The organism is Actinoplanes missouriensis 431 (assembly GCF_000284295.1).
Classification (GTDB): Bacteria; Actinomycetota; Actinomycetes; order Mycobacteriales; family Micromonosporaceae; genus Actinoplanes; species Actinoplanes missouriensis.
The window spans coordinates 4,648,828-4,669,948 of the sequence record NC_017093.1 but is presented as its reverse complement, the minus strand read 5'-3'; the positions used below and the strand labels follow the sequence as shown (position 1 = coordinate 4,669,948).

General features: G+C 70.3%; 18 protein-coding genes. 10 read left to right on the top strand and 8 right to left on the bottom strand.

Annotation, left to right across the window (positions count from 1 at the left end; genetic code table 11):
- Nucleotides 1–16: 16 nt before the first annotated feature.
- Genes efeB through efeU form a run of 3 tightly spaced genes read right to left on the bottom strand, consistent with a single transcriptional unit; the run spans nucleotide 17 to nucleotide 3,235 of the window.
- On the bottom strand, nucleotides 17–1,237 hold the full coding sequence (gene efeB / locus AMIS_RS21860; RefSeq protein WP_083888679.1) for an iron uptake transporter deferrochelatase/peroxidase subunit: 1,221 nt from the start codon (nucleotides 1,235–1,237) through the stop codon (nucleotides 17–19).
- A 44-nt stretch (nucleotides 1,238–1,281) separates the two neighbouring features.
- A complete protein-coding gene (gene efeO, locus AMIS_RS21855) occupies nucleotides 1,282–2,406 on the bottom strand; it encodes an iron uptake system protein EfeO (protein ID WP_014444554.1) in 1,125 nt (374 codons plus the stop codon).
- A gap of 7 nt (nucleotides 2,407–2,413) precedes the next feature.
- Entirely contained in the window at nucleotides 2,414–3,235 is an 822-nt protein-coding gene (efeU, locus tag AMIS_RS21850; protein ID WP_014444553.1) for an iron uptake transporter permease EfeU, read from the bottom strand.
- 420 nt (nucleotides 3,236–3,655) lie between these two features.
- Here efeU and AMIS_RS42815 point away from each other — a divergent pair, with 420 nt between their 5' ends.
- From AMIS_RS42815 to AMIS_RS40715, 4 genes are all read left to right on the top strand, one after another.
- A complete protein-coding gene (locus AMIS_RS42815) occupies nucleotides 3,656–4,129 on the top strand; it encodes a hypothetical protein (RefSeq protein ID WP_014444552.1) in 474 nt (157 codons plus the stop codon).
- A 63-nt stretch (nucleotides 4,130–4,192) separates the two neighbouring features.
- Complete coding sequence (locus AMIS_RS40720; protein ID WP_157434969.1) at nucleotides 4,193–4,606, top strand: hypothetical protein; 414 nt, start codon at nucleotides 4,193–4,195, stop codon at nucleotides 4,604–4,606.
- Nucleotides 4,607–4,644: 38 nt separating this feature from the next.
- Nucleotides 4,645–5,034 (top strand): polymorphic toxin-type HINT domain-containing protein, encoded by a 390-nt coding sequence (locus AMIS_RS21840; protein ID WP_172666611.1) that lies wholly within the window; start codon nucleotides 4,645–4,647, stop codon nucleotides 5,032–5,034.
- A complete protein-coding gene (locus tag AMIS_RS40715; protein WP_172666610.1) occupies nucleotides 4,991–6,010 on the top strand; it encodes a hypothetical protein in 1,020 nt (339 codons plus the stop codon). The genes AMIS_RS21840 and AMIS_RS40715 overlap by 44 nt, the downstream gene beginning before the upstream one ends.
- A gap of 46 nt (nucleotides 6,011–6,056) precedes the next feature.
- Here AMIS_RS40715 and AMIS_RS21830 read toward each other — a convergent pair whose 3' ends face one another.
- Nucleotides 6,057–6,962: a M56 family metallopeptidase gene (locus tag AMIS_RS21830; protein WP_231859051.1), complete on the bottom strand. Its 906-nt coding sequence runs from the start codon at nucleotides 6,960–6,962 to the stop codon at nucleotides 6,057–6,059.
- Between the two features lie 88 nt (nucleotides 6,963–7,050).
- Between AMIS_RS21830 and AMIS_RS21825 the strand changes: the two genes are divergently transcribed.
- Genes AMIS_RS21825 through AMIS_RS21815 form a run of 3 tightly spaced genes read left to right on the top strand, consistent with a single transcriptional unit; the run spans nucleotide 7,051 to nucleotide 10,747 of the window.
- A complete protein-coding gene (locus AMIS_RS21825) occupies nucleotides 7,051–7,380 on the top strand; it encodes a PadR family transcriptional regulator (protein WP_041829963.1) in 330 nt (109 codons plus the stop codon).
- Entirely contained in the window at nucleotides 7,377–9,500 is a 2,124-nt protein-coding gene (locus AMIS_RS42810; RefSeq protein WP_014444546.1) for a hypothetical protein, read from the top strand. The genes AMIS_RS21825 and AMIS_RS42810 overlap by 4 nt, the downstream gene beginning before the upstream one ends.
- Nucleotides 9,501–9,511: 11 nt before the next feature.
- Entirely contained in the window at nucleotides 9,512–10,747 is a 1,236-nt protein-coding gene (locus AMIS_RS21815) for a beta-ketoacyl-[acyl-carrier-protein] synthase family protein (protein ID WP_014444545.1), read from the top strand.
- A 54-nt stretch (nucleotides 10,748–10,801) separates the two neighbouring features.
- Here the strand turns inward: AMIS_RS21815 and AMIS_RS21810 are convergent, their stop codons facing one another.
- Nucleotides 10,802–11,392: a sugar O-acetyltransferase gene (locus AMIS_RS21810; protein WP_014444544.1), complete on the bottom strand. Its 591-nt coding sequence runs from the start codon at nucleotides 11,390–11,392 to the stop codon at nucleotides 10,802–10,804.
- 61 nt (nucleotides 11,393–11,453) lie between these two features.
- Here AMIS_RS21810 and AMIS_RS21805 point away from each other — a divergent pair, with 61 nt between their 5' ends.
- From AMIS_RS21805 to AMIS_RS21795, 3 genes are all read left to right on the top strand, one after another.
- Complete coding sequence (locus tag AMIS_RS21805) at nucleotides 11,454–12,002, top strand: QsdR family transcriptional regulator (RefSeq protein WP_197537962.1); 549 nt, start codon at nucleotides 11,454–11,456, stop codon at nucleotides 12,000–12,002.
- A gap of 107 nt (nucleotides 12,003–12,109) precedes the next feature.
- Entirely contained in the window at nucleotides 12,110–12,343 is a 234-nt protein-coding gene (locus AMIS_RS21800; protein WP_014444542.1) for a DUF3311 domain-containing protein, read from the top strand.
- The gene (locus tag AMIS_RS21795) at nucleotides 12,330–14,000 is read left to right on the top strand and encodes a sodium:solute symporter family protein (RefSeq protein WP_231859050.1); all 1,671 of its coding nucleotides are present in this window, start codon (nucleotides 12,330–12,332) and stop codon (nucleotides 13,998–14,000) included. The genes AMIS_RS21800 and AMIS_RS21795 overlap by 14 nt, the downstream gene beginning before the upstream one ends.
- 79 nt (nucleotides 14,001–14,079) lie before the next feature.
- Here AMIS_RS21795 and AMIS_RS21790 read toward each other — a convergent pair whose 3' ends face one another.
- The 3 genes from AMIS_RS21790 to AMIS_RS21780 all read right to left on the bottom strand — a co-directional run bounded on the left by AMIS_RS21790 (nucleotide 14,080) and on the right by AMIS_RS21780 (nucleotide 20,942).
- A complete protein-coding gene (locus tag AMIS_RS21790) occupies nucleotides 14,080–14,490 on the bottom strand; it encodes a hypothetical protein (RefSeq protein ID WP_041829962.1) in 411 nt (136 codons plus the stop codon).
- Nucleotides 14,491–14,577: 87 nt separating this feature from the next.
- Nucleotides 14,578–14,985: a DUF4240 domain-containing protein gene (locus AMIS_RS21785; protein ID WP_014444539.1), complete on the bottom strand. Its 408-nt coding sequence runs from the start codon at nucleotides 14,983–14,985 to the stop codon at nucleotides 14,578–14,580.
- On the bottom strand, nucleotides 14,982–20,942 hold the full coding sequence (locus AMIS_RS21780) for a polymorphic toxin-type HINT domain-containing protein (RefSeq protein ID WP_014444538.1): 5,961 nt from the start codon (nucleotides 20,940–20,942) through the stop codon (nucleotides 14,982–14,984). Before AMIS_RS21780 ends, AMIS_RS21785 begins: the two co-directional genes overlap by 4 nt.
- Between the last annotated feature and the right edge of the window lie 179 nt (nucleotides 20,943–21,121).

Here is a 21,121-nt window from a genome sequence, read left to right as displayed (position 1 = left end):
TGTACGTGTTGAAAGCTCACGCCAGCAGTGACCGGCCCCAGAAGTCGTCGGCGGCCTGCAGCCCGGGCGGACAGGCGAAGATCCCGCTGGAGACGTGCCGGATGTACTCGTTCATGGAGTCTCTCCTGGCCAGCGAGGTCTGCACGGGGATGAACCCGCGTCGCGGGTCCCGCTGGTAGGCGAGGAAGAACAGCCCCGCGTTGAGCCGGCCGAGCCCGTCGGACCCGTCGACGAAGTTGTATCCGCGGCGCAGCAGCCGCGCGCCCTGGTTCTGCGTCGGGTGCGCGAGCCGCACGTGCGCGTCGACCGGGATCGCCGACTTGTCGGACAGGTCGGGCTCGTCGAACTCCTGCCCGCCGGAGAGCGGCGCCCCGGTGCCCTTGGTCCGCCCGACGATCGCCTCCTGCTCACCCAGCGGCGTCCGGTCCCATGTCTCCACGACCATCCGGATCTTCCGGCTGACCAGGTACGATCCGCCCGTCAGCCAGGCCGGCCCGTCCCCGTCGCGCACCCACAGATGCTCGTCGAGAAGGGCCGGCTCCTCGGCCTTGAGGTTCGCCGTGCCGTCCTTGAACCCGAACAGGTTGCGCGGCGTCGCCTGCGAGGTCGACGTGGACGACGTGCGTCCGAATCCGAGCTGCGACCACCGCACGCTCACCACGCCCATGCCGAGCCGCGCCAGGTTGCGCACCGCGTGCACCGCCACCTGCGGATCATGGGAACAGGCCTGGATGCAGATGTCGCCGCCGGAGATCTTCTCCTCGATCGCGTCGCCGGGGAAGTGCGGCAGATCCTCCAGCGCCTCCGGGCGCTGCCCGCTCAGGCCGAACTTACGGAACAGGCTGGGACCGAATCCGATCGTCAGCGTGAGCCCCGAGGCGGGCAGCCCGATCGCCTCGCCGGTGTCGTCCGGCGGGGCCTCCGGGATGCCGCCGACCGCGCCGATCGTGCCGGCGTCGAGGCCGGCGGTCATCCGCGCGGCGGCGGCGGTCCAGTTCTCCAGCATCGCCACGAGCTCCGCGCGTTTGCTGGTGGTGACGTCGAACGCCACGAAGTGGAGCCGATCCTGGGCGGGCGTGATGATGCCCGCCTGCCGTACCCCGTAGAAGGGGATCGCGTCGCCGCTCGTCGCCGGCGGCGGCTGACGCTCCTCCTCGGTCAGGGCGAGCACGCCACTGGTGGCGGCGATCCCGGCGACGCCGGCCCCGGCCAGCCCGATCATGCTGCGGCGCTTCACTCTTTCCCAACCTTTCCCTGGGTACGGTCGGACTACAGCCGTAGTTACTTGCCGGCGACGAGAGCAGCGACCTTGCTGATCGGCTCCGCCAGCGCGTTGATGTGGTCGCTGAGCACCTTGAGGTCGGCCTCGGTCAGCTGGTTGTGCAGCTTCCAGCCGTCACCGGCCCGGTGCTTCTCCAGCGACGCCTCGACCGCCGCGAACTTCTCGTCGAGCGTCTTCACCAGCGCCGGGTCCTTCTCCTCCAGCGCCGGGCGCAGCGCCGCGATCGCGGCCTGGGAACCCTCCACGTTGGCGGCGAAGTCCCACAGATCGGTGTGCGAGTAGCGGTCCTCCTCGCCGGTGATCTTGCCGGTGGCGACCTCGTCGAGCAGTTCCTTCGCGCCGTTGGCGAGCTGCAGCGGGGACAGTGCGGCGCTGTTGGCCTGGTCGACGATCTTCTGCACGTCGACCAGCAGCTTGTCGGCGATCGGGCCGGACTTGCTGATGTCCTTGGTCTGCCAGAGGTCCTTCTCGATCCGGTGGTACCCGGTGAAGTCCTGTCCCGGCTCCAGTCCGTCCTCACGGCCGTCGATCGCCGGGTCCAGGTCGCCGAAGATCTCCGCGACCGGCTCGATCCGCTCCCAGTAGGTGCGCGAGACCGGGAACAGCGCCTTCGCCTTCGCCGCGTCGCCGGCCTTCACCGCCGTCACGAACTCGGTGGTCTTCTCGATCAGGGCGGCGGTCTGGCTCTTCACGTACCGCTGGTAGTCCTTGGTGGCCTGGGCCAGCTTGGCATCCTCGGTGAGCGGCGCGCTGGACCCGGTCACGGTGAACCCGTTGCGGATGCCCTTGCCGACCATGCCGGGCTTGCAGGCGGTCTCGTAGGTCCCCGCGGCGAGCTCTACGTGCAGCTCCCGGGAGAGCCCGGGCGCGATGTTCTCCACCTCGCCCATCACCCGGTCGCCGGGGGCGTAGACGTAGAACTCGGTGACCTTGTTGCCCTTGTTGGCGATCGCGAAGGTGACGGTCCCGGCGGCAGACTCGGCCTTGGCGACGTCGCAGGTGGTGTCCGAGGCGGCCACGGCGATCGAACCGTCGCCGGCCGCGCCGCCGGCGTCGTCGGTGGACGACCCGCAGCCGGCGAGCAGCAGGAGCGTTGCCGCGGAAGCGGCGGTCAGGCGGCGCATGGTTCTCCTAAGAAACTTTCTGCAGGGTGGGTTTGCGGGCGGGCCACAGGAAGAGCACGAGGACCGGAATGCCGTACGCGAGCCAGGCGACCGTCTCCAGCACCGTCGGCGCGGGCGTGAAGTTGACCATGCCGCGCAGCAGTTCGGCGTACCACGTGTCGGGCGGGAACGCGCCGCTCACGTCGAACGCCTGGGTGTCCAGGCCGGGCAGCACGCCGGCTTCCTGGAGGTCGTGCACCCCGTACTTGGTGATGCCGGCCGCGACCAGGACCAGCAGCGCGCCGGTCCAGGTGAAGAAGCGGGACAGGTTGATCCGGACCGCGCTGACGTAGAGCAGCCAGCCCAGCACGACCGCGGTGAGCAGCCCCAGCGTGATGCCGAGCAGCGGCCGCGAGTTGTCCCCGGCGCCCTGCGCGGCGGCGTAGAACAGGATCGAGGTCTCCAGGCCCTCCCGGACCACCGCGAGGAACGCCACCGAGGCGATCGCGAACGGCCCGACCCGGATCGCCTCCTCCATGCGGCCGCGCAGCTCACTGCCGATGCTGCGGGCCATCCGGCGCATCCAGAAGATCATCCAGGTGACGAACGCGACGGCCACGAACGACGCGATCGCCTCGAACAGCTCCTGCTGCGTGAACGACAGCCGGGCGACCCCGGCCTGCAGCAGGATCGCCACCGCGACGGAGAGGACGGCGGCTGCGGCGACCCCGGCCGCGACGTGGCGCAGCAGGGGCCGGCGATCGGTCTTGACCAGGAAGGCGACCAGGATGGACACCACCAGGGTGATCTCCAGGCCTTCACGGAGACCGATCAGGTAGATGGCGCTCAACTCGGCTCCTGAGGTAAGGCATACCTAAGTGCTGGTGAGGCCAACCTTCTTCTATTCAGTTGTAGAAGTCAAATGCCCTGGACACTTCCATGCCGTGACGGTGATCTCGCCGCCTGGCTGGGCAGGTGGAGCGGGCGTCCGGGGCGCCGCACCTGAACGACGACGCCCACTCGTTCGCCGAGCCAGGCAAGCCCGCGCACGGGGTCCCGGGCCCGCAGCCGTCACGATTGTTACCGCAGGCCCTTACGCGGTCCTGCTCGTGGGGGCCTAACGCGGTGGGCGCCGGCGGGCCCGTACCCGAAGATTTGGTTTCGTTCGTGGCTCCGGGGCCGCGAACACGGCGGTGCGGGGCTGCCTGATGGCAGCCGCGCACCTGTCACGTTCTAGAAGTAGGCCTTGTGCCACTTCTGGTTGCTGCCGATGCTGCAGGTCCAGATGTCGCCGCAGCAGTGGCTGCGAACAAGCGCCGGAACCCACGTCCAGATCTCGGCGATCGGCCATCACACCGCGAACACCCGTGTTCACAACCTCACTGTCGCGGACCTGCATACGTACTATGTGCTCGCCGGAAGCCGCCCGGTCCTCGTCCATAACAGTGACCCCTGCAAGACGGCGGTCCTGGGTGTTAGGGCTGCAGGCGAGCAGTTGGCCGCTGAGCTTCGATCTGCCAACCCCGGGCGTGTCGTTGAAACCTACAATGATCGAAGTCTGCGAGCGATTCCGCGGGGTGAATCCCATCCACCATGGATAGGTAAGGTCAGGGACGCCGTATATGACACTCGAAACTACGACCTAGCGATTTCTCTGGACGGTCTGAAGCGTTACGGTAATACGCCGAGTGAGATCTGGCAGAGCAAAGAGTTGGATCTGACGAACTTCGATTCGTTCGATTGATGGACGGATGGCCGCCAGGATTCTGGCGGCCATCCGGCTATAGCTTCCAGGGGAGGAGTGCTGGTGGGTGCGACTTACCGAGTTGATCGGGGAGATGAGCCTGATCCGATCCATGACAACCTCATGGCCGATTTCGGGTGGGCGCATCTTCATGCCTTCGAGCGCCTATTGGCGGCTGAGGAGGGGATAGGCCTCGCTGATATGGTCGGCTATGGAGGGGATAAGCCGTGGCATGACATCGAGACTCCGCTGAGGCCGATGTTCGATCCCGATGCCTTCCCTGATGGAAAACTGCCGGCCCCGGAGTGTGTACCGGTATACGTTCGGTTGAATGAAATACTTTCTGCGTGGTACAAGGGCGCCTATGCCGGCACCGCAGAGCCGGAGATGAAATCCGATCAGCTCGCTACCCTCGACAGTATGGTGAGGGTCATCGGTGCCTGTATTGAGACCGGGCGAGCATTGACGGTCGAATGAATAAGTGGTCAGCGTTCTTGGCGCGGCCGGCGAAACCCGTGAATAACGGTCACCCGGGCATCGCCAAACGCAAGAAGAAGCTCAAGGACGACGACAGGGGATGCAGGGGGGCGAACGGCTTCCTACTCGGTACCCCGGTGTTGCCGGCCGACGGCACCACCGTCGCCATCGAACGGGTGAAGGTCGGCGACTGGGTCCTGTCCACCGAACCGATCACCGGGATCACCACCGGCAAGCCGGTCACCGCGGTCATCGTCGGCGACGGATACAAAAAGCTCGTCGAGGTCACCATCGACGTCGACGGCGACCACGGCGACAGGACGGCCATTGTCACTGCGACTGACAACCACCCGTTCTGGGTTCCGGCCCTCGCCAGTTGGATCGATGCCGGACACTTGGCACCGCGAATACGTGCGGGAAGCCATTGAGAACATCAAGGGAGGGCGGGCGATGGCACGCGGAGATTGGGAAGCCGGCGACGTCGACGAGCCGTGGCTGCCCGAATTCGATGTGCGTGCGATCGTCGCCGCCCTTCCCCGCAGGCCTGTCACTGTCGATGACTTTGTGTGGGACGAGTCGCTGCGGAACGACGAGCGGCTCGTCGAGGTTCGCGACGGCATCCGGGGCCTCATCGCGGGGGAGGCCGCTGCTGTCACCCGGGCATTGTCCGATCTGCGGGGTCTGACCTGCGACGACGGCGTCACCGGCGTCTTCGGTGCTTGCGTGGTGCCGTCGCTGATCCGCCTGGCCGAAGAGGGAAGCGGCCCGGTGCGCACCGAGGCGCTTCAGCTCGCCGGGGATCTGGCGCGCATGGACGTCTTCGGTAAGGATTCGCGCTCCGGGCTGCTGCGGACGATGGGGCCGCTGGCGCGGTACGACTCTTGGGGATACTTGGAGAACTGGGCTGTCGAAGCGGTCCGCATGATGATCGGGCGAGACGCCGGCCCGCTGATCACCCTGTTGAACGACGACGATCCGCACGTCCGGGGACGCGCGGCCTATGTCCTGGTGACCTCACTGCCAGCAGGTCAGGAGATCGCCGACGCGTTGTGGGAGCGGCTTGGTGTCGAGCGCGATCCGGCCGTACAGATGGATCTCGTCGTTGGTCTTGCGCAGCACGACAACGAACGAGATCAGCTTGCGCAGGCCATGACCTGGACACGAACACTGTGGTCCGAGCCGGCGTCAGCGTCCGGTGCCCGGCTGGGCGCCGTCGTCGCCTGGCTGGCGCTGATGTCGGAGAGTGCGCCGCCGGAGCTGCGGCGGGTGCTCGTCGACATGCCGATGCCCGCCACGTATGAGCTGTTGCGGCAGCTGGCGTGGATCTGGTGGGTCGACGTCCGGCCCGGTCGGCTCGTGGACCGGTGGCAGGATCTGACCCGTGGTGACGCGCCGGGCTGGTAGCGGTGCGGTGGGAACGCCGACTCGACATCCACGACAGCTTCGGCTGTCATCGAACGACCATCGCGGCGTGCAGGAGTTCGCCGAGGTCGTAGGCGGCCTCGCCGGTCCAGATCAGGGAGAACGCGGCGAGTGCGACGGGCAGCGCGCAGAGGATCGCGGCGGTCCGGCGCCCCGGCGGCCGCAGCAGGTTGCTCACCCGGCGGGGGACCACGCCGCCGGCCGCGTGCAGGCCGACGGCGGGGCGGGGGGTTGCTGCCAGCGCGGCGATGCCGATCGCCTCGGCGACCGTGCGGCGGGAGCCGACCACCGTCGCGGCGCATTCGTCGGCGGCGCGTTCCACCAGGTAGTCGACCTGCCGGGTGACCCACCACAGTGCCGGGTGCGCGGCCGACGCGAGCTCGCTGACCCGGACCAGCCGGTGGTGGCGGGCGTCCAGGTGGGCCTTCTCGTGGGCGAGCAGCGCCGCGAACTGCTCGGCGGAGAGCGCGTCGCGCATGCCGGTGGTCACCACCACGTGCCCGGGCCGGCCGGGCACGGCGTAGGCGTGCGCCGCCGGGTCCGGGACCAGCACCACCGGCTCGTCGGACCGCCCGGCGATGGACAGCAGGCGATCCTGCCGCCGCCAGGTCCGCACGAGCGAGACGGTGGCGGCGGCCAGCAGCAGCACGCTCAGCGACGACACCCACGGCTCGTGGGCCGTGTCGTCCGCGACGACCTGGGCGGACCAGCCGAGAACGCGCCCGACCGGCGGGATCTCGGCGACCGCCTTGAGTGCGAAGACCGCCAGGTTCGCCAGGCTGGCGAGGGCGGCGCCGGCCGCCGACCAGGCGACCGCGGACGCGGCGATCCGGGGTGGCAGGTGCTCGGCGACGAGACGCACCGCGATCACCAGCAGTGGCGGGATGATGACGACGGATACCAGGAAGTGGTCGAACAACGTCTTTCCTCTCACGGCGCCTGCTGCTGACGCCAACCTAGCGCGTCCACGCTCGCGAGACCCTATGTAGAAAACCGTTCGAGGGTCGGCTACGGTGTCCGGCATGACCACGCCCGTCCGCGTCACGACCGCCGTGTCGAAGGTGCTCGCCGCGCTTCTGGAGGACCCGGAGGCCGAGCGTTACGGCCTCGACCTCATGCGCGCCAGCGGCCACCCCAGCGGCACGCTCTATCCGATCCTGCTCCGGCTGCAGCGCGCCGGCTGGGTGCAGGCCGAGTGGGAGGACGTCGATCCGGTCGCCGCCGGTCGCCCCGCCCGGCGCTACTACAAGCTCACCCCGGACGGCCTCGTCGCGGCCCGCACCGAGCTCGCGGCTCTGCGCCGGCAGCTCGACCGGGCTCTCGGCGGCTCCCCGGAAACGAGGCCCGCGTGAACGTCCTCGACCGCCTCGCCCACCGGGCCCTCGACCTCGCCGCCCGCCGCTGGCCGGCCGAGATCCGCGACGAGATGGCCCGCGAGTGGCACGCCGAGCTCGCCGCGATCATCGACGAACCCCGGGGCACACGACAGGCCATCGGGTACGCCGTGAGCCTGCTCACCGCCCCACCCGTCCGCGACGTCAGCGGCGCCCCGCGCGGCTGGGCCGAGACCACCGGGACGCTGACCCCGGCCGGCGCGGTGCTCCTCGCCGGGCTGCTGACGCTCGGTGTCGCCGAGCTCGCGGCAGCGCTCGTCCGGGTGCTGTTCCCGCTGCTCGGCCTCGGCGACTACCGGTTCGGCCCGTGGCCCTCCGCCCTCGCCGGCGGCGTGCTCGTCGTCCTCTGGTGCCTGGCCGCCGGCAGATGGCTGGGCCGGCGGCTCCCGATCGAGGCCGGCGGCCGCCTCGGATCGGCCACCCCGGCCGGTTTCGCCCCGCTGCTGCTCGCGCCCGCCCTGCTCGCCCCGGCGCTTCCCGACCAGGACCCGATCCAGATCTTCGGGTACGTGGCCGGGCTGCTGATCTGGGTTCCCGGCATCGCCCTGGCCGGCGTCGCGGTCGCCCGCGGCCGTTTCCGGGCCGGGCTGCTGCTGCTCGTCGCGCCGCTGGTCAGCGCGGTCGCCGCGGTCGCCGCGACGCTGCCGCTGGCACTGTCCGGCCCGGGCGGCTTGGCCGGCGGGCTGCGGGTGATCGCGGCGTCGCTGACCGGCGGTGAGCCGCCGCTCGCGTTCACCACGATCGAGGAGGGCGCGCTGAGCAGCCGGTCGTTCTACCACCTCGGACCGTGGGCGGTCACGCTGCTCGGGTTCGCGGCCCTCGCCCTCGCGTACGGCGTGGCCGCGTCCCGCCCGCAGGAACACCCGGAACCCGTGACGGCGCCGCAGCGGACCCCGGTGGCGGACGACGCCCGTCCGGTGCCGGTCACCCTGCTCACCGCCGTGGGCGCCGCGTGCGTCGCGCTCGCCGTGACCGGCTGGGCCTACACGCTCGCCGTCCTGGACCCGGCGATGCCGGGCGTGTCCGCGACCGCGCCGATGCCCGGCGGTGACGGCGAGATCTACCTGTGGGTGGCCGAGCTGCGCTGGGGCGCGATCCTGCTCGCCGCGACGGGCATGCTGGTCGCCGCCGCGGACCGCCGCCGGGCCGGCGTGGCCACCCTGGTCTTCGCCGCGCTGCTGGTCGCGGCGGACGGCGTGCTGCTGCGTACCGGCGTCACCGGCGGCGGTGGCCTGCGCCTCACCCTGCTGATCGGCGCCGCCGCCGCGGCCGCCACCTGGTTCACCGCCGGCGGCCCGGCTCCCGAAACCCGGCAGGCAGCCGACAGCGCCGGGGCGCCGACGGGCAGCACGCGGCACGCGGTCGCCGCGCACGGCGGCCACGAGGGCGAGGCGTCGCCGGGCGCGGGAACGGGCGGCGCGGGGCTGCTCGACGAGCTGGTGCGGCGGCGGGTGACCGCGGCTGCCGTGATCGCGGCCTGCTGTGCGCCGCTGCTGCTGGCGCAGGGCACGCCCGGCGTGAACCACCCGTTCCTGCCGCGCGGCTTGGTGCTGACCACCACCGGGCTGGCGGTGCTCGGCGTGCTGCTGGCCGCGATCGCCGCGGTGACGCTGAGCCGGCTCCGGCTGCCCTGGTGGGCGGCCCTGGCGCTGCTCACGCTGCCGGCCGCCGCGGTCACCGTGAGCGGGCTGCTGCCGGTGCCGGTGACCTCCGAGGACACCGGGAACGCGCTCTACGGGGCGTTCGCCGGGATGCCGCTCGCGGTGCTGACGGCCGCCCTCGCCGGATGGCATCGGGGGCGTTCGATACCCCGTACCCTCGGCATGGTTGTGGCGGGAATCCCGGGGACCGTGGTGCTCTGGCTGGCCGCCGTGTTCTTCCTGTCGATCGCGCCGAACCTGTTGTTCTCGATCGAGGGAACCGGGTATCCGGCCGACGGCGTCTCCTTCGTTCCCGGCGCTGCGCTGCTGGTCGTGCCGATCGCGGTGCTCGTCGCGGCACGCCGTGTCCCGCGCGTGGTGGCGGCGGATCCGGCCGGTGGCTCTACGGTGGAGGGTAAGCCCATCGCCACCGTGTAGGGAGTAACCGGATGAGTGCCCCAGACGTCGTGATCACCGGGCTGGGTGCCACCAGCCCACTGGGCGGGGACGTGGAGACCCTCTGGCAGGGTCTGCTGGACGGCCGTTCGGGGGTGCGGCGGGTCGACGAGCAACTGCGGGGGTACGCGCATTGGGAGCAGCTGTCCCCACGGATGGCTGCCCCGATGGCGGTCTCCCCGGACACCGTGCTGCCGCGTGTGCAGGCCCGCCGCCTGGATCGCTGCGAGCAGGCCGCGCTGGTCGCCGCGCAGCAGGCATGGGCGGACGCGGGCGCCCCCGCGGCCGAGCCGGAGCGGATCGCCGTGGTGATCGGCACCGGCATCGGCGGGGTCACCACACTGCTCGGGCAGGACGACCTGATCGAGGAGAAGGGCCCGCAGAAGGTCTCCCCGCTGATCATCCCGATGATGATGCCGAACGGGCCGGCGGCCTGGGTGAGCATCGAGCTCGGCGCGAAGGCCGGCACCTACACCCCGGTGTCGGCGTGCGCGTCCGGCGCCGAGGCGCTGGCCCTCGGCGCCCGCCTGATCCGCTCGGGGGAGGCCGACGTGGTCGTCGCGGGCGGCGCGGAGGCGTGCATCACGCCGCTCACGATCGCCGGGTTCGCCCAGGCCCGCACCCTGTCCAAGCGCGACGACGAGCCGGAGCGCGCGTCCCGTCCGTTCGACGTGGACCGGGACGGGTTCGTGCTCGGCGAGGGCGCCGGCGTGGTGGTCATGGAGCGGGCCGATTTCGCGGCCGCGCGCGGCGCCCGGGTGGTGGGCCGTCTCGCCGGGTTCGGGGTCACCTCCGACGCGCACCACATCACCGGGCCGGACCCCGCCGGGACCGGCCAGATCCGCTCGATCCGGGCGTCGGTCGCCACCGCCGGGCTGACCCCGGCCGATGTGGACCACGTGAACTGTCACGCCACGTCCACGGTCGTCGGTGACGTCGGCGAGGCCGCCGCGATCCAGGCCGCGCTCGGCGACGACGTGGTGCTGACCGCCCCGAAATCCGCGCTCGGTCACCTGGTCGGCGCGGCCGGCGCGGTGGAGAGCATCATCACGCTGCTCACCCTCCGCGACGGCGTCATCCCCGCCACGCTGAACCTGGAGAACAAGGCGCCCGAGGTGAAACTCGACGTGGTGACCGACAAACCGCGCCGCCAGCAGGTGCGCGCGGCGGTCTGCAACTCGTTCGGGTTCGGCGGGCAGAACGTGTCGCTGCTCTTCACCGCGGCCTGAGCAGCGGCGTCGGCGTCAGCCCCCGCGCGAGCAGCGGCGTCAGCCGCGGGCGGGCTACGGGGTGAACCCGGTCCGGTCGGCCTCGGTGATCTCGCGGATCACCCGGGCCGGCACCCCGGCCGCGATCACGCCGGCCGGGACGGACCGGGTGACCACGCTCCCCGAGCCGACGATCGCGTCGTCACCGATGGTGACGCCCTGATTGATCGTGACACCGCCACCGATCCACACCCGGTCGCCGATGGTGACCGGCCGGGCGTAACAGCCGCCGGCCACCCGCTCGGCGGCGTCGATGGCGTGGTTCGAGGTGTAGACGCCGACGCGGGGACCGAACAGGACGTGGTCGCCGATGGTGATCCCGCCGCCGTCGAGCATCACGCAGTCGAAGTTGGCGTAGAAGTGGTCGCCGACGCTGATGTTGAAGCCGAACTCGCAGCGGAACACCGGCTCGAAATGGCAGCCCTCACCGACCGACTTCAGCAGCCGGCGCAGGATTGTCTCCCGTTCCTCCTGAGCGCGGCCGAAACTCGCGTTGTACTCGTCGGTCAGCAGCACGGTCCGCTGCCGCGCCTGCACGAGCTCGTCGGTGAGGTCGTTGTACATCGCGCCGGTCAGCATGTGCCGCCGCTGGGCTTCGAGATCCACTCCGTGATCCTCGCATCCGGCGGGGCATCGAAGTGCGCGGGTGAACGGTACGGTGCTGAGCGTGAACGGGCGTCGAGTGGTGAGCGACGACGAGGTGATCCGCGCGGCGTGTCACTTCTTCCTGCGGCACGGCACGATCGACATGGACGGTCTCGCCGCCGCGATGTGCATCAGCCGGGCCACCCTCTATCGGGTGACGCACGGCCGGGACCGGCTGCTCAGCGACGTGCTCTGGCGGCTCGGTGACCGGATGCTCGGTGAGGCGCGGCGACGGCGTACCCGAAGCGGGGTCGATGGCGCGATCGAGGTGACCCATCTCTTCGCCGAGCAGCTGCTGGCCTCCGAGCCGTTCCGCCGGTTCCTCGCCGCCGAGCCGGACGCCGCGTCCCGGATCCTCCTGACCCACACCGGCCGGCTCACCGAACGGGTGGTCGTCACCCAGCAGGAGATCTTCCACGAGGTCGGGCTCGACGCGGCGAGCGCCGACACCGCCTACCTCTACGTGCGGATCATCGAGTCGGCCCTCTACGCCGAGCTGGTCGCGGGCCGCAGTGCCGACCTGGGCGTGGCCGAACAGGCGGCCCGGACCCTGCTGCTGGCGGCGTGCTGAGACAGCTGTCGCAGCTTGCGTCGCAACCGTGGCGTAACTGATCGACGACTGCTTATGGTGCGGCATTGCCAAGATTGCTGGCTGACGCGATCTCGACGAGGAGACCGATGCCGACACCCGCCCCACGATCGCGTCACTGGCAGTGGCTGCTGATCCTGCCCGCCACCGCCCCGCTGCTCACACCGCTGGCGAACCGGATCGAGCCGACGCTGATGGGCGTGCCGTTCTTCTTCTGGTACCAGTTCGCGTGCGCGGTGCTCGCGATCGTCGTGATCACCGGCGTCTACCTCGCCACCCGGTCCCTGGAGTCTCCCTCTTCTTTGGGGGATGACCGTGACTGACCGGGAGATCGAGGTCGGGGTCTTCCTCGTCCTGATGGGCGTGGTGCTGGTGCTCGGCTTCGGCGCGGCCCGCTGGCGGGCGCCGGCCGACCCGCACAGCCTCGAGGAGTGGGGCGTCGGCGGGCGCTCGTTCGGCAACTGGGTGACCTGGTTCCTGATCGGCGGGAGCATGTACAGCGCGTACACGTTCATCGCCGTGCCCGCGCTCACCTACGGCGTCGGCGCGATCGGGTACTTCGCGGTGCCGTTCGCGATCATCACGACGCCGATGACGTTCCTCTTCACCACGCGCGCCTGGTCGGTGTCGCGCCGGCACGGGTTCGTCACGCTCAGCGAGTTCGTGAACGCGAGGTTCGGTTCACCCGGCCTCGGTGCCGCGGTCGCGGTCACCGGCATCGTCGCCACCATGCCGTACGTGGCCGTACAGCTCCTGGCCCTGCAGGCGGTCCTGCGGACGGTCGGGTTCGGCGGCGAGTGGCCCCTGCTGGCCGCCGTCACCGTAGTGTCGGTGTGCACGTTCCGCTCCGGTCTGCGCGCCCCGGCCCTGCTGTCGGTCGTCAAGGACGTGCTGATGGCGTGGATGCTGCTGACCGCGGTGCTGATGGTCGCCATGTACGGCGGCTGGGACCACGCCTTCCAGCAGTCCGCCGAGCACTTCGCCGCCACCAAGAACCCGGCCGACGGGCTGCTGCTGCCGCCCACCGGCCACCTCGGCTTCCTCACCCTGGTGATCGGCTCGGCCCTGGCGATCTTCGCCTATCCGCACGCGCTCGTCGGGATGCTCGCGGCGAAAGACCGGGCCACGGTACGGCGTAACGCCGCCGCCCTGCCGATCTACTGCATGGCGCTGGCCCTCATGGCGCTGCTCGGCTTCTTCGCGCTGTCCCGGGGGATCACGCCGGTCGACGGCGACCTGAACACCGTCGTGCCCCGGCTCATCCACGAGTACTTCCCGAGCTGGTCGGCGGGAATCGCGTACGCCGGGCTCAGCGTCGCCGCCCTCATCCCGGCCGCGGTCATGTCGATCGCCGCCGCGAACGCGTTCACCCGCAGCCTGTTCCGCCCCTACCTGCGCCCGGCCGCGTCCCCGGCCGTCGAGGCGCGGGTCAGCCGCTGGGTGTCCCTGCTGGTCAAGTTCGGTGCGGCCGCGCTGATCCTCGCCGTCGACCCGACGTTCTCGGTGGACCTGCAACTGATCGGTGGCGTGATCATCCTGCAGACCATCCCGGCGGTGTTCGTCGGCCTGCTGACCGGGTGGTTTCACCGGGCGGCGCTGCTCGCCGGCCTGTTCACCGGTCTCGGGGTGGGGGTGTGGATGCTCTACGACATCCCCAAGGTGGACGGGACCGGGCACTTCGGCGGGTCGAGCTGGCCGCTCGACAACGGCAGCAGCGTGTACGTCGGGATCGTCGCCCTGATCGCCAACCTGGTCGTGACGGTGGCCGGGACGCTGATCCTGCGGGCGGTGGGCAACGCGGGCGGCGTGGACGCGACGCATCCGGACGATTATCTGGCCGACGCGGGCGACGCCAAGCTGAAGCGGCTCGACGGGCTGATCGACGGGTTGCCGCGGCGCGGGGCGGTGACGGTGGACGGCAGGGGTGAGCACACGCCGAGTCACGCCCCCCGCCCGCCGGTCCGCTCCGCCCGCGACTGACGAGGCACGGGCGATCGGCGCACGCAGAAGCCGATCGCCCGAACGGCTGCGCGCCCGAATTCGATGCGGGCGAGTGACCTCAGTACCAGATCTGCAGGCGGAGCGCCGCGGTGAAGCGTTCGGCGTCGGCCGACACCCGGAAGCGGGCCTCGCCGGGGCTGTCGGTGATCACCTTCATCGAGATCCCGTTGTCCGGGTCGTGCAGGACGAACTCGCCGTGCTCCGAGGAGACGGCGCCGTCGAACAGGACCGCGTCGAGGGTCAGATCGTCCGACTCGTGCTCGAACACGTCCACCGACACCGGCCCGTCCACCGCGTTGCGGACCTTCAGGTAGACCGAGTCGGGCCGGGCGTGCACCGGGACGCGGCCGTCGTAGCCGTCATGGGTTTCCGTGGACCGCACGTCCCGGAAGATCAGCAGTCCGTGGTGGGCGAAGACGCGGAAGGATCCGGCGAAGCCGTCGTCCTCGTCGGAGCGTTCAGCTGTCACGGCCCTCACCTTACGATCCCGGGGGCGGTGCGGCCCGCCCGCGTGGCAGTCGTGCCACGCGGACGGGCCGCTTTCCCTGACGGTCGATCAGCTCATCGGCTCACCGGTGCGCTTCTCGTATTCCTTCCTGGCCAGGTAGAGCAAGGACTCGGCCGATTGGAGTGCGGGGGCGACGAAGTCGCTGAACCGCTCCGATTCCTCGAGCACCGACCGGGCCGTCTCGCGCCCGGCGAGCAGGCAGGCACACCGCGCGTACAGGAAATGATCGGTGGTCTGCTCCAGGACCAGCCCTCCCGCCAGTTCGACGGGGATGGACGCCAGTGAGCTCAGGTCCAGCGCATCCAGGTTCTGATCCAGCTGACCCTCGAAGGCGACCAGGTCCGGCGGGTCCAGCTCCCGCAGACGCTGCTCGACCCGATCGAGCGCCGCCGTGACGTCCGCCCGGCTGGTGATCACATTCGATCCGATCACGGACCAGAAGTCACTCGGCATCATTGCCCCCAATCCTCGGCTCCGGGAAGCATCGGCTGGGCGCGCTCTTCAAGGATCTTCTTTCCGGGTGAATTGATGTCGTTCGACAAGGGGACACCCAGTTTACGCAAATGCTGAATCCGCAGGTGCTCGGCCACGAACACATCATCCTCGCAGCCACAGACATGCGTGATCTTGACATCGTCCAGGCTCCTCAGCCGGCCACTGCGGAGGTGTTTGCCCAGACGGTCGGTCAGGTCGATCGACTTGCCGACGTAGGTCTTACCGGGGTTGTGCTGGTCCGGGAACTCGTAGATTCCCTGGTCCTTCCCGCAGTTGTGGACGAGGACCGGGGCGTCACCGGCGAACACGTAGTACGTGTGCAGGTCGTTGACGGTCAGGTCGTACGTGCGCTGCGAGTCCTCGTACCCCCGAAGGCTCTTGATCGTGATCTCTTCGCCCTCGTCGGTGCGCAGCTTCTCGCCGACCCGGAGGTCTCCGGCGTCGACCCACGCCTTCCTGGTCACGGACCAGAACGGGTGTGTCGCCGTGGTGGTGAGCTCGCCGCCGCCGGCCACCGTGACGTCGACGAACTGCTTGTCGTCGTCGGTGCGGATGGTGCGTTCCACCTGCCGTGCGCCGGTCTCGCCGGTCTCCGGGTCGGTGGCGGTCACGGTGTCGCCCGGCTTGAGGTCGGCGATCGACTCGGCGGCGCCGTCGGCCAGCAGGACGCGGGTCGCGGCGGTGAAGCTGTGCGCCTCCCGCATCTCGTTCTTGCAGCCCTTCGGGCCGGACTTGGCGTCGCCGGAGCCCTTCTTGGTCTTCGCCTTCAGCTTCGCGGCCTGCGCCTTGGCCCGGGCCTGTGCCTCGGCCGCGGCCTTCTTCGCCGCTGCCTCGGCCGCTGCCTTCGCCTTGGCCGCCTTCTCCGCCGCTGCCTTGGCCGCCGCCGCTGCCGCTGCCTTGGCCGCCTCGGCCGCCTTCTCCGCCCCGGCCAGGATCATCCGGGCCCACTTCAACTCGGAGAAGAAGGTGATCACGGCCTTGCCGGCCCGGTAGATCGCCTCGGCGATCTTCTTGGCCTTGAAGATCTTGCCCCAGGGCAGCGCGCCGACGATCATCATGGCGCAACCGCCCAGGTCGCCCTTGAGGCAGTTCATCAGGTCGTTGATACCGAGGAACTCCATCAGGATCTGGCCGCCGGCCTCCAGGATGACGTCCAGGGTGCTCTTCGACTGCAGCTGGTTGGCCTTGGCGATGTCCTCCGGCGACGGCCCGGTCGGTACCGTCGTGCCATCGGTCCCGGTGGTGGCGGCGCCGGTGTCGCCGGCCGCGGGGACCATGCCGGTCGGGTCGGAGAACGCGAGCGGGTTGTTCGAGGCGTAGGTGTACGCCGAGGTCGCCTCCTGGGTGACCGGCATCGGGTCGCGGGTGGCGAACCGGCCGGTCTCCGGGTCGTAGTTGCGGGCCCGCAGGAAGTAGTTGCCCTCACCCGTGCTGGAGTCCTGGTACGCCCCGTGGAACCGCATCGGGTTCTCCGGGCTCGCTCCCTCCGGGATCTGCTGTCCGGCCAGTGACTCGCCCACCCGCGGGTTGCCGAACGGGTCGTAGTCGTAGCCGGCCTCGACGGTCCCGGTCGGTGACAGCAGGTTCGCGATGCCGCCGAGCCAGTCGTGGGTGTACGAGTGCGTGGTGCCGGCCTCGTCGATCAGGCCGAGTGGCTCGTCGTCCGGCCCGTACGCGAACTCCCGCTTCTCCAGGATCGCGCCGCCCCGCTCCACGGTGTCCGCCGCGATCTGCGGCAGCGTGCCGGCCATGTCCCAGGAGAACCGCTGCACGTCGGCACCGGCGGTGGCGGCGAGCCGCAGCCCTTCGGCGCCGTACGAGTACGCGGTCGTGATGCCGTTGACCGCGGCCGTCGCGACGCTGTTGTCCAGGTGGTAGGTGAGCTTGTCGCCGCCCGCCTTGACCTGGTTGCCCCGCTCGTCGTAGTCGTACAGCGTGGTGCGCAGGTGCGCGCGCCCGACCAGGTGCTCCGACTGCAGCTGGTTGGCCGCGTCGTACTTGTAGGTGGTGACGTCCTCGCCGGCGGTGCCGGTGCGCTTCTGCGACGTGCGGTTGCCGGTCAGGTCGTACGTGTAGTCGATCCGGCCGGCCGGCTTCACGTCCTTGCCGGTGCAGCTCGCGACCGCGTAGCAGGCCGAGGTGACCCGGTCGTTCTCGTCGTACGCGTATGCCACCGACTCGGCCACACCGCCGCGCGTGGTGATCACCCGGGTCGGGTTGCCGACCGGGTCGAGGCTGATGTCGTACCGCGACACCGGGTCCTGTACGCCCGGCACCGGGTCGCCGACCCGTTCGGTGCCGACCGCGGTGAGCCGGCCGGCCTGGTCGTAGGAGCGGTTCTCCACCAGTCCGGTGCCCTCCGGCAGCCGGGTGCTGGTCCGCCGGCCGGCGATGTCGTACCCGAAGGTCCAGCTCGCGCCGGCCGTGTTCAGCGCGGTGACCCGGCTGTCGGCGTCGTAGTCGTAGCCGACAGTGGTGCCGTCCGGGTACTGCCGGGAGGTGACGTTGCCGCGCACGTCGTACCCGTAGGTGAACGTCTCGTCGGCGCGACCGGCCTCCTTGCGGGTGACGGACTTGATCTGGTCCTCGTCGTCGTAGGTCACCTCGCGGACACCGAGCGGGTCACCGTAGGAGGTGGTGCGGTCCTCGGCGTCGTAACCCCAGCGGTAGACCGGGCCGGCGTTGCCGAGGGCCCGTGAGGTGTGGCGGCCGACGATGTCGTACTCGTCGACGATCGTCCGCTCGGCCTTCTCCTTGTCGCTGATCAGCCACGGGAGCTCGAGCGTGTCGAGCGACAGCTGGCTGACCGGGTTGTTCTCCGCGTCGTAGGTGATGGTGGTGGACCGGCCCAGCGGGTCGATGCTGCGGACCGGGCGGCCCGCCTCGTCGTACTCGATCCGGACGCGGTTGCCGCGCGGGTCGATCACGGCCTCGACCGCGCCGTCCCGGCCGTAGTCGTAGACCGTCGAGGCGCCCAGCACCGAGTCCGGCTCGGTCACGGTCCGGGTCTGGTCGTCGGCGGTGAACGTGTACCGCGTCGTGTTGCTGTTCGCGTCGGTCGTCGCGACGAGGCGGTTGGCGTCGTCGTACTTGTACTTGGTCTCGTGGTCGAGCGGGTCGATCACCCGGACCTGGTTGCCGGCCGCGTCGTACTCGTAGTGGGTGGTGAACTGCTCCTTGTCGGCGCCCTCGACGTTGCCGCGCGGCTCGGTCCTGGCGATCAGGAGACCGTCGCCGTCGTACTCGAACGTCGTCACGCCGCCGACCGGGGAGATCTCCTTGATCTTGTTGCCGGCCGGGTCGTACTCGGTCTTGGTCTGGCTGCCGCCGGAGTCGGTGATCGACGTCTGCTGCCCGGCCCGGTCGTACGTCATCGACGTCTTGCGGCCCAGCGCGTCGGTCGTGGACGTGACCTCGCCGGTGTTGGCCCGCTCGAAGCTCGACGTCTTGCCGAGCCCGTTGGTCGTCGAGGTGGTCCGGTCCAGGTCGTCGACGGCGATGTCCTTCACCACGACCTTGCCGCCCGGGTACGGGCGCCGCAGCTGGATCGGGTTGTCGTTGCGGTCGTAGACGTACGTGGTGGTGAAGTCCGCCTTGGCCGCGCCGGGCAGGTTGCCGCGCGGCGAGGTGACCGTCTCGACCAGGCCCTTCGGGTTGTAGGTCCAGCTCGTCACCAGGTCCGGCTCGTCCTTCATGTCGACCGCCGAGGTGAGCCGCCGGCCCGCCGCGGTGTACGTCATCCGGCCCGTGGTCCGCTCGCCGGTGACCGTCTTGACCAGACCGGTCGGGTAGTAGGCGTACGAGGTGGTCACGCCGGCCGGGGTCACCGAGCGCGCCAGACGGCCGGTCGGGTCGTACACCGCGACCGTCGGGGTGAGCCGTTCCGGCTTCAGTGTCGCGACCACCCGGTCCTGGTCGTCGTAGGTGATCTTGGTGGCGTTCTTCCGCGGGTCGATCGACACGATCGTGCGGCCGGTCTTGTCGTACACCGAGGACGACCGGCGGCCCTCGGGACTGACCACGGCCTCGACCAGGCCGGAGTTGCGCTCACCGGCGGCGATCGTCTCGTACCTGGTGACCTTGCCGCGCGCGTCGGTACGGCTGACCGCCAGGCCGCGCGCGTCGTAGGCGTACGTGATGGAGTGACCCTCGGGGTCGGTGCTCTTGATCAGCTCGTCGAACTCGTTGTACTCGTCGGTCCACTTCTCGCCGTTGGCGTCGACGTGGCTGGTCGGGTTGTTGCGGGCGTCGTAGGAGACCTTCTCGCTGAACCGGCGCTGCGGGGCGAACCGCTCGATCGGGTTGCCGGCCGCGTCGTAGGCGGTCTCGTGCTGGTTGGCGTTGCCGTTGACCACCAGGTTGCGGTTGAGCGTGCCGTCGTACCGGTGGTGGCTGGTGTCGCCGTTGCCGCGCTGGGTGTAGAGCAGCACGTTGCCCTGGTAGCCGTCCCAGACCACCACGTCGTCGGCGTCGGTGGTCTTCGCCTCCTGCTTGGCCGGGTCCCAGGCGAACGTGGTGGCCGCGCCGAGCGCGTCGAGCTGCCGGGTCACCCGGCCGGTCTCGGTGTACTCGTTGGTGACGGTCGTGACGTGGTACGGGTCGATCACCCTGGTGAGCCGGGCGCCGGCGTCGTACTTGTACTGCCAGATCTCGCCGCGCGCGTCGCGGACCTTGGTGAGCAGCCCGTCGGTGTACCAGAACTGGACCTTGCGCAGGTCCTCCAGCAGGATCGACTCGATCCGGCCGCCGTCCAGCTTGACCAGCGCCTTGTGCCCGGACGCGTCGGTGACGGTGATGCTGTTCGTGCCGTGGGCGAACCGCAGCCCCTGCTGCCTCGGGTTGAGGATCGAGGTGAGCCGGCCCGGCGCGTCGAACGCGTAGACGATGTTGTTGCGGGTCACCAGCTCCCACCCGTCGCCGGCGCGGCGCAGCGTGGAGCGCACGCCCGGCGGGCGGCGGTACCCGTCGCCGTCGGCCGCGAACAGGGTGTCCGAGCCGTCCTCGGCACGGACGATCGCGCCGCCCTCGGCGGGCGTCACCTTGAGGTCGTACGCCCACGCCCAGCCGGGTCCGAAGGCGGACGGGCCGGTGTTCAGCGAGGAGTACGCCCGGGTGGAGTCGAAGCCCACCGCGAACGAGGTGAGCGCCAGATCCTGCTCGGCGCGGGTGAACGCGCCGGTGCCGGTGTTCACGCCGTTGGCCCGGATCGCCTGGCTCGCGTCGGTCATCCCGAGCGCGACGCTGCACCCGCAGCCGGCCGCCTGCCGGTCCGGTACCGCGGGCGGGTCGACGGTGGCGCGCGGCGCCGACTGGTCGGACGCGGCCGACGGGACCTCACCGTCCGGGTAGAGGCCGGTGATCGTGACGAAGTACTGCTTGGCCGCGTCGAGCTGCCAGCCCTCGGCGGTGCCCAGCGACTTGCAGAACGTGCGCGGCTGCCCGCACCTGCTGGTCTCCAGGGCGTCCTTGCCGAGCGTGACCGACTCCTGCTTGGTGCCGGACGCGACGTCGAACAGGTCGACCCGCCACGTCTCGAAGCCGGCGTCGGCGAGGTTGAAGTAGACGACGAGCGACGTGTCGCCGACCACGAAACCGGGCCGCAGCAGCAGGTCCCGGAACGCCTCGCCGGGCGCGAGCGCTTTCGCCGCCCGCAGATCTGCCGCGGCCTTCTCCGGCTCGCCGCCGGCTTTCACCAGCGGGGGTACGACCGGGGGACGCTCGCTGTCGGTGACGGCTTTCGTGGAGGCGGCGTTCGGCGGCAGGCCGCGCTGCTGCGGATCGGCGCCGTCGGTGACGCCGGGAACCGCTCCGGGTTCCGCCCGGGCCGGCCCGGAGACCGGCGGGGCGAGGGTGAAGACGAGTAGTGCCGCGCAGAAGCCCGCGACCTGGCGGGCACGCGGAAACCTGTGGCTGGACATGGGCGTAGAACCTCCCCCGTAGGATTCGACCGCCCCCGAGGGAATCACGTCCATCGATGAACGCGAGTATTTATAAAGATAGACGTTCGTCTATTGCATCTCTCCCCGGTACGTGCCAACCCTCCGGCTCTTCACAGCGGCTTCACAGCTTCCCGCGTTCGATGTCTCTGCAGAGCGGC

What these genes read in the sequence shown, in the direction of transcription:
- efeO (WP_014444554.1), bottom strand. Translation starts at nt 2,406, where the DNA reads ATGCGCCGCCTGACCGCCGCTTCCGCGGCAACGCTCCTGCTGCTCGCC.
- AMIS_RS42815 (WP_014444552.1), top strand. Translation starts at nt 3,656, where the DNA reads ATGCTGCAGGTCCAGATGTCGCCGCAGCAGTGGCTGCGAACAAGCGCC.
- AMIS_RS40715 (WP_172666610.1), top strand. Translation starts at nt 4,991, where the DNA reads ATGCCGGACACTTGGCACCGCGAATACGTGCGGGAAGCCATTGAGAAC.
- AMIS_RS21825 (WP_041829963.1), top strand. Translation starts at nt 7,051, where the DNA reads ATGACCACGCCCGTCCGCGTCACGACCGCCGTGTCGAAGGTGCTCGCC.
- AMIS_RS21815 (WP_014444545.1), top strand. Translation starts at nt 9,512, where the DNA reads ATGAGTGCCCCAGACGTCGTGATCACCGGGCTGGGTGCCACCAGCCCA.
- AMIS_RS21800 (WP_014444542.1), top strand. Translation starts at nt 12,110, where the DNA reads ATGCCGACACCCGCCCCACGATCGCGTCACTGGCAGTGGCTGCTGATC.
- AMIS_RS21795 (WP_231859050.1), top strand. Translation starts at nt 12,330, where the DNA reads ATGACCGTGACTGACCGGGAGATCGAGGTCGGGGTCTTCCTCGTCCTG.
- AMIS_RS21785 (WP_014444539.1), bottom strand. Translation starts at nt 14,985, where the DNA reads ATGATGCCGAGTGACTTCTGGTCCGTGATCGGATCGAATGTGATCACC.
- AMIS_RS21780 (WP_014444538.1), bottom strand. Translation starts at nt 20,942, where the DNA reads ATGTCCAGCCACAGGTTTCCGCGTGCCCGCCAGGTCGCGGGCTTCTGC.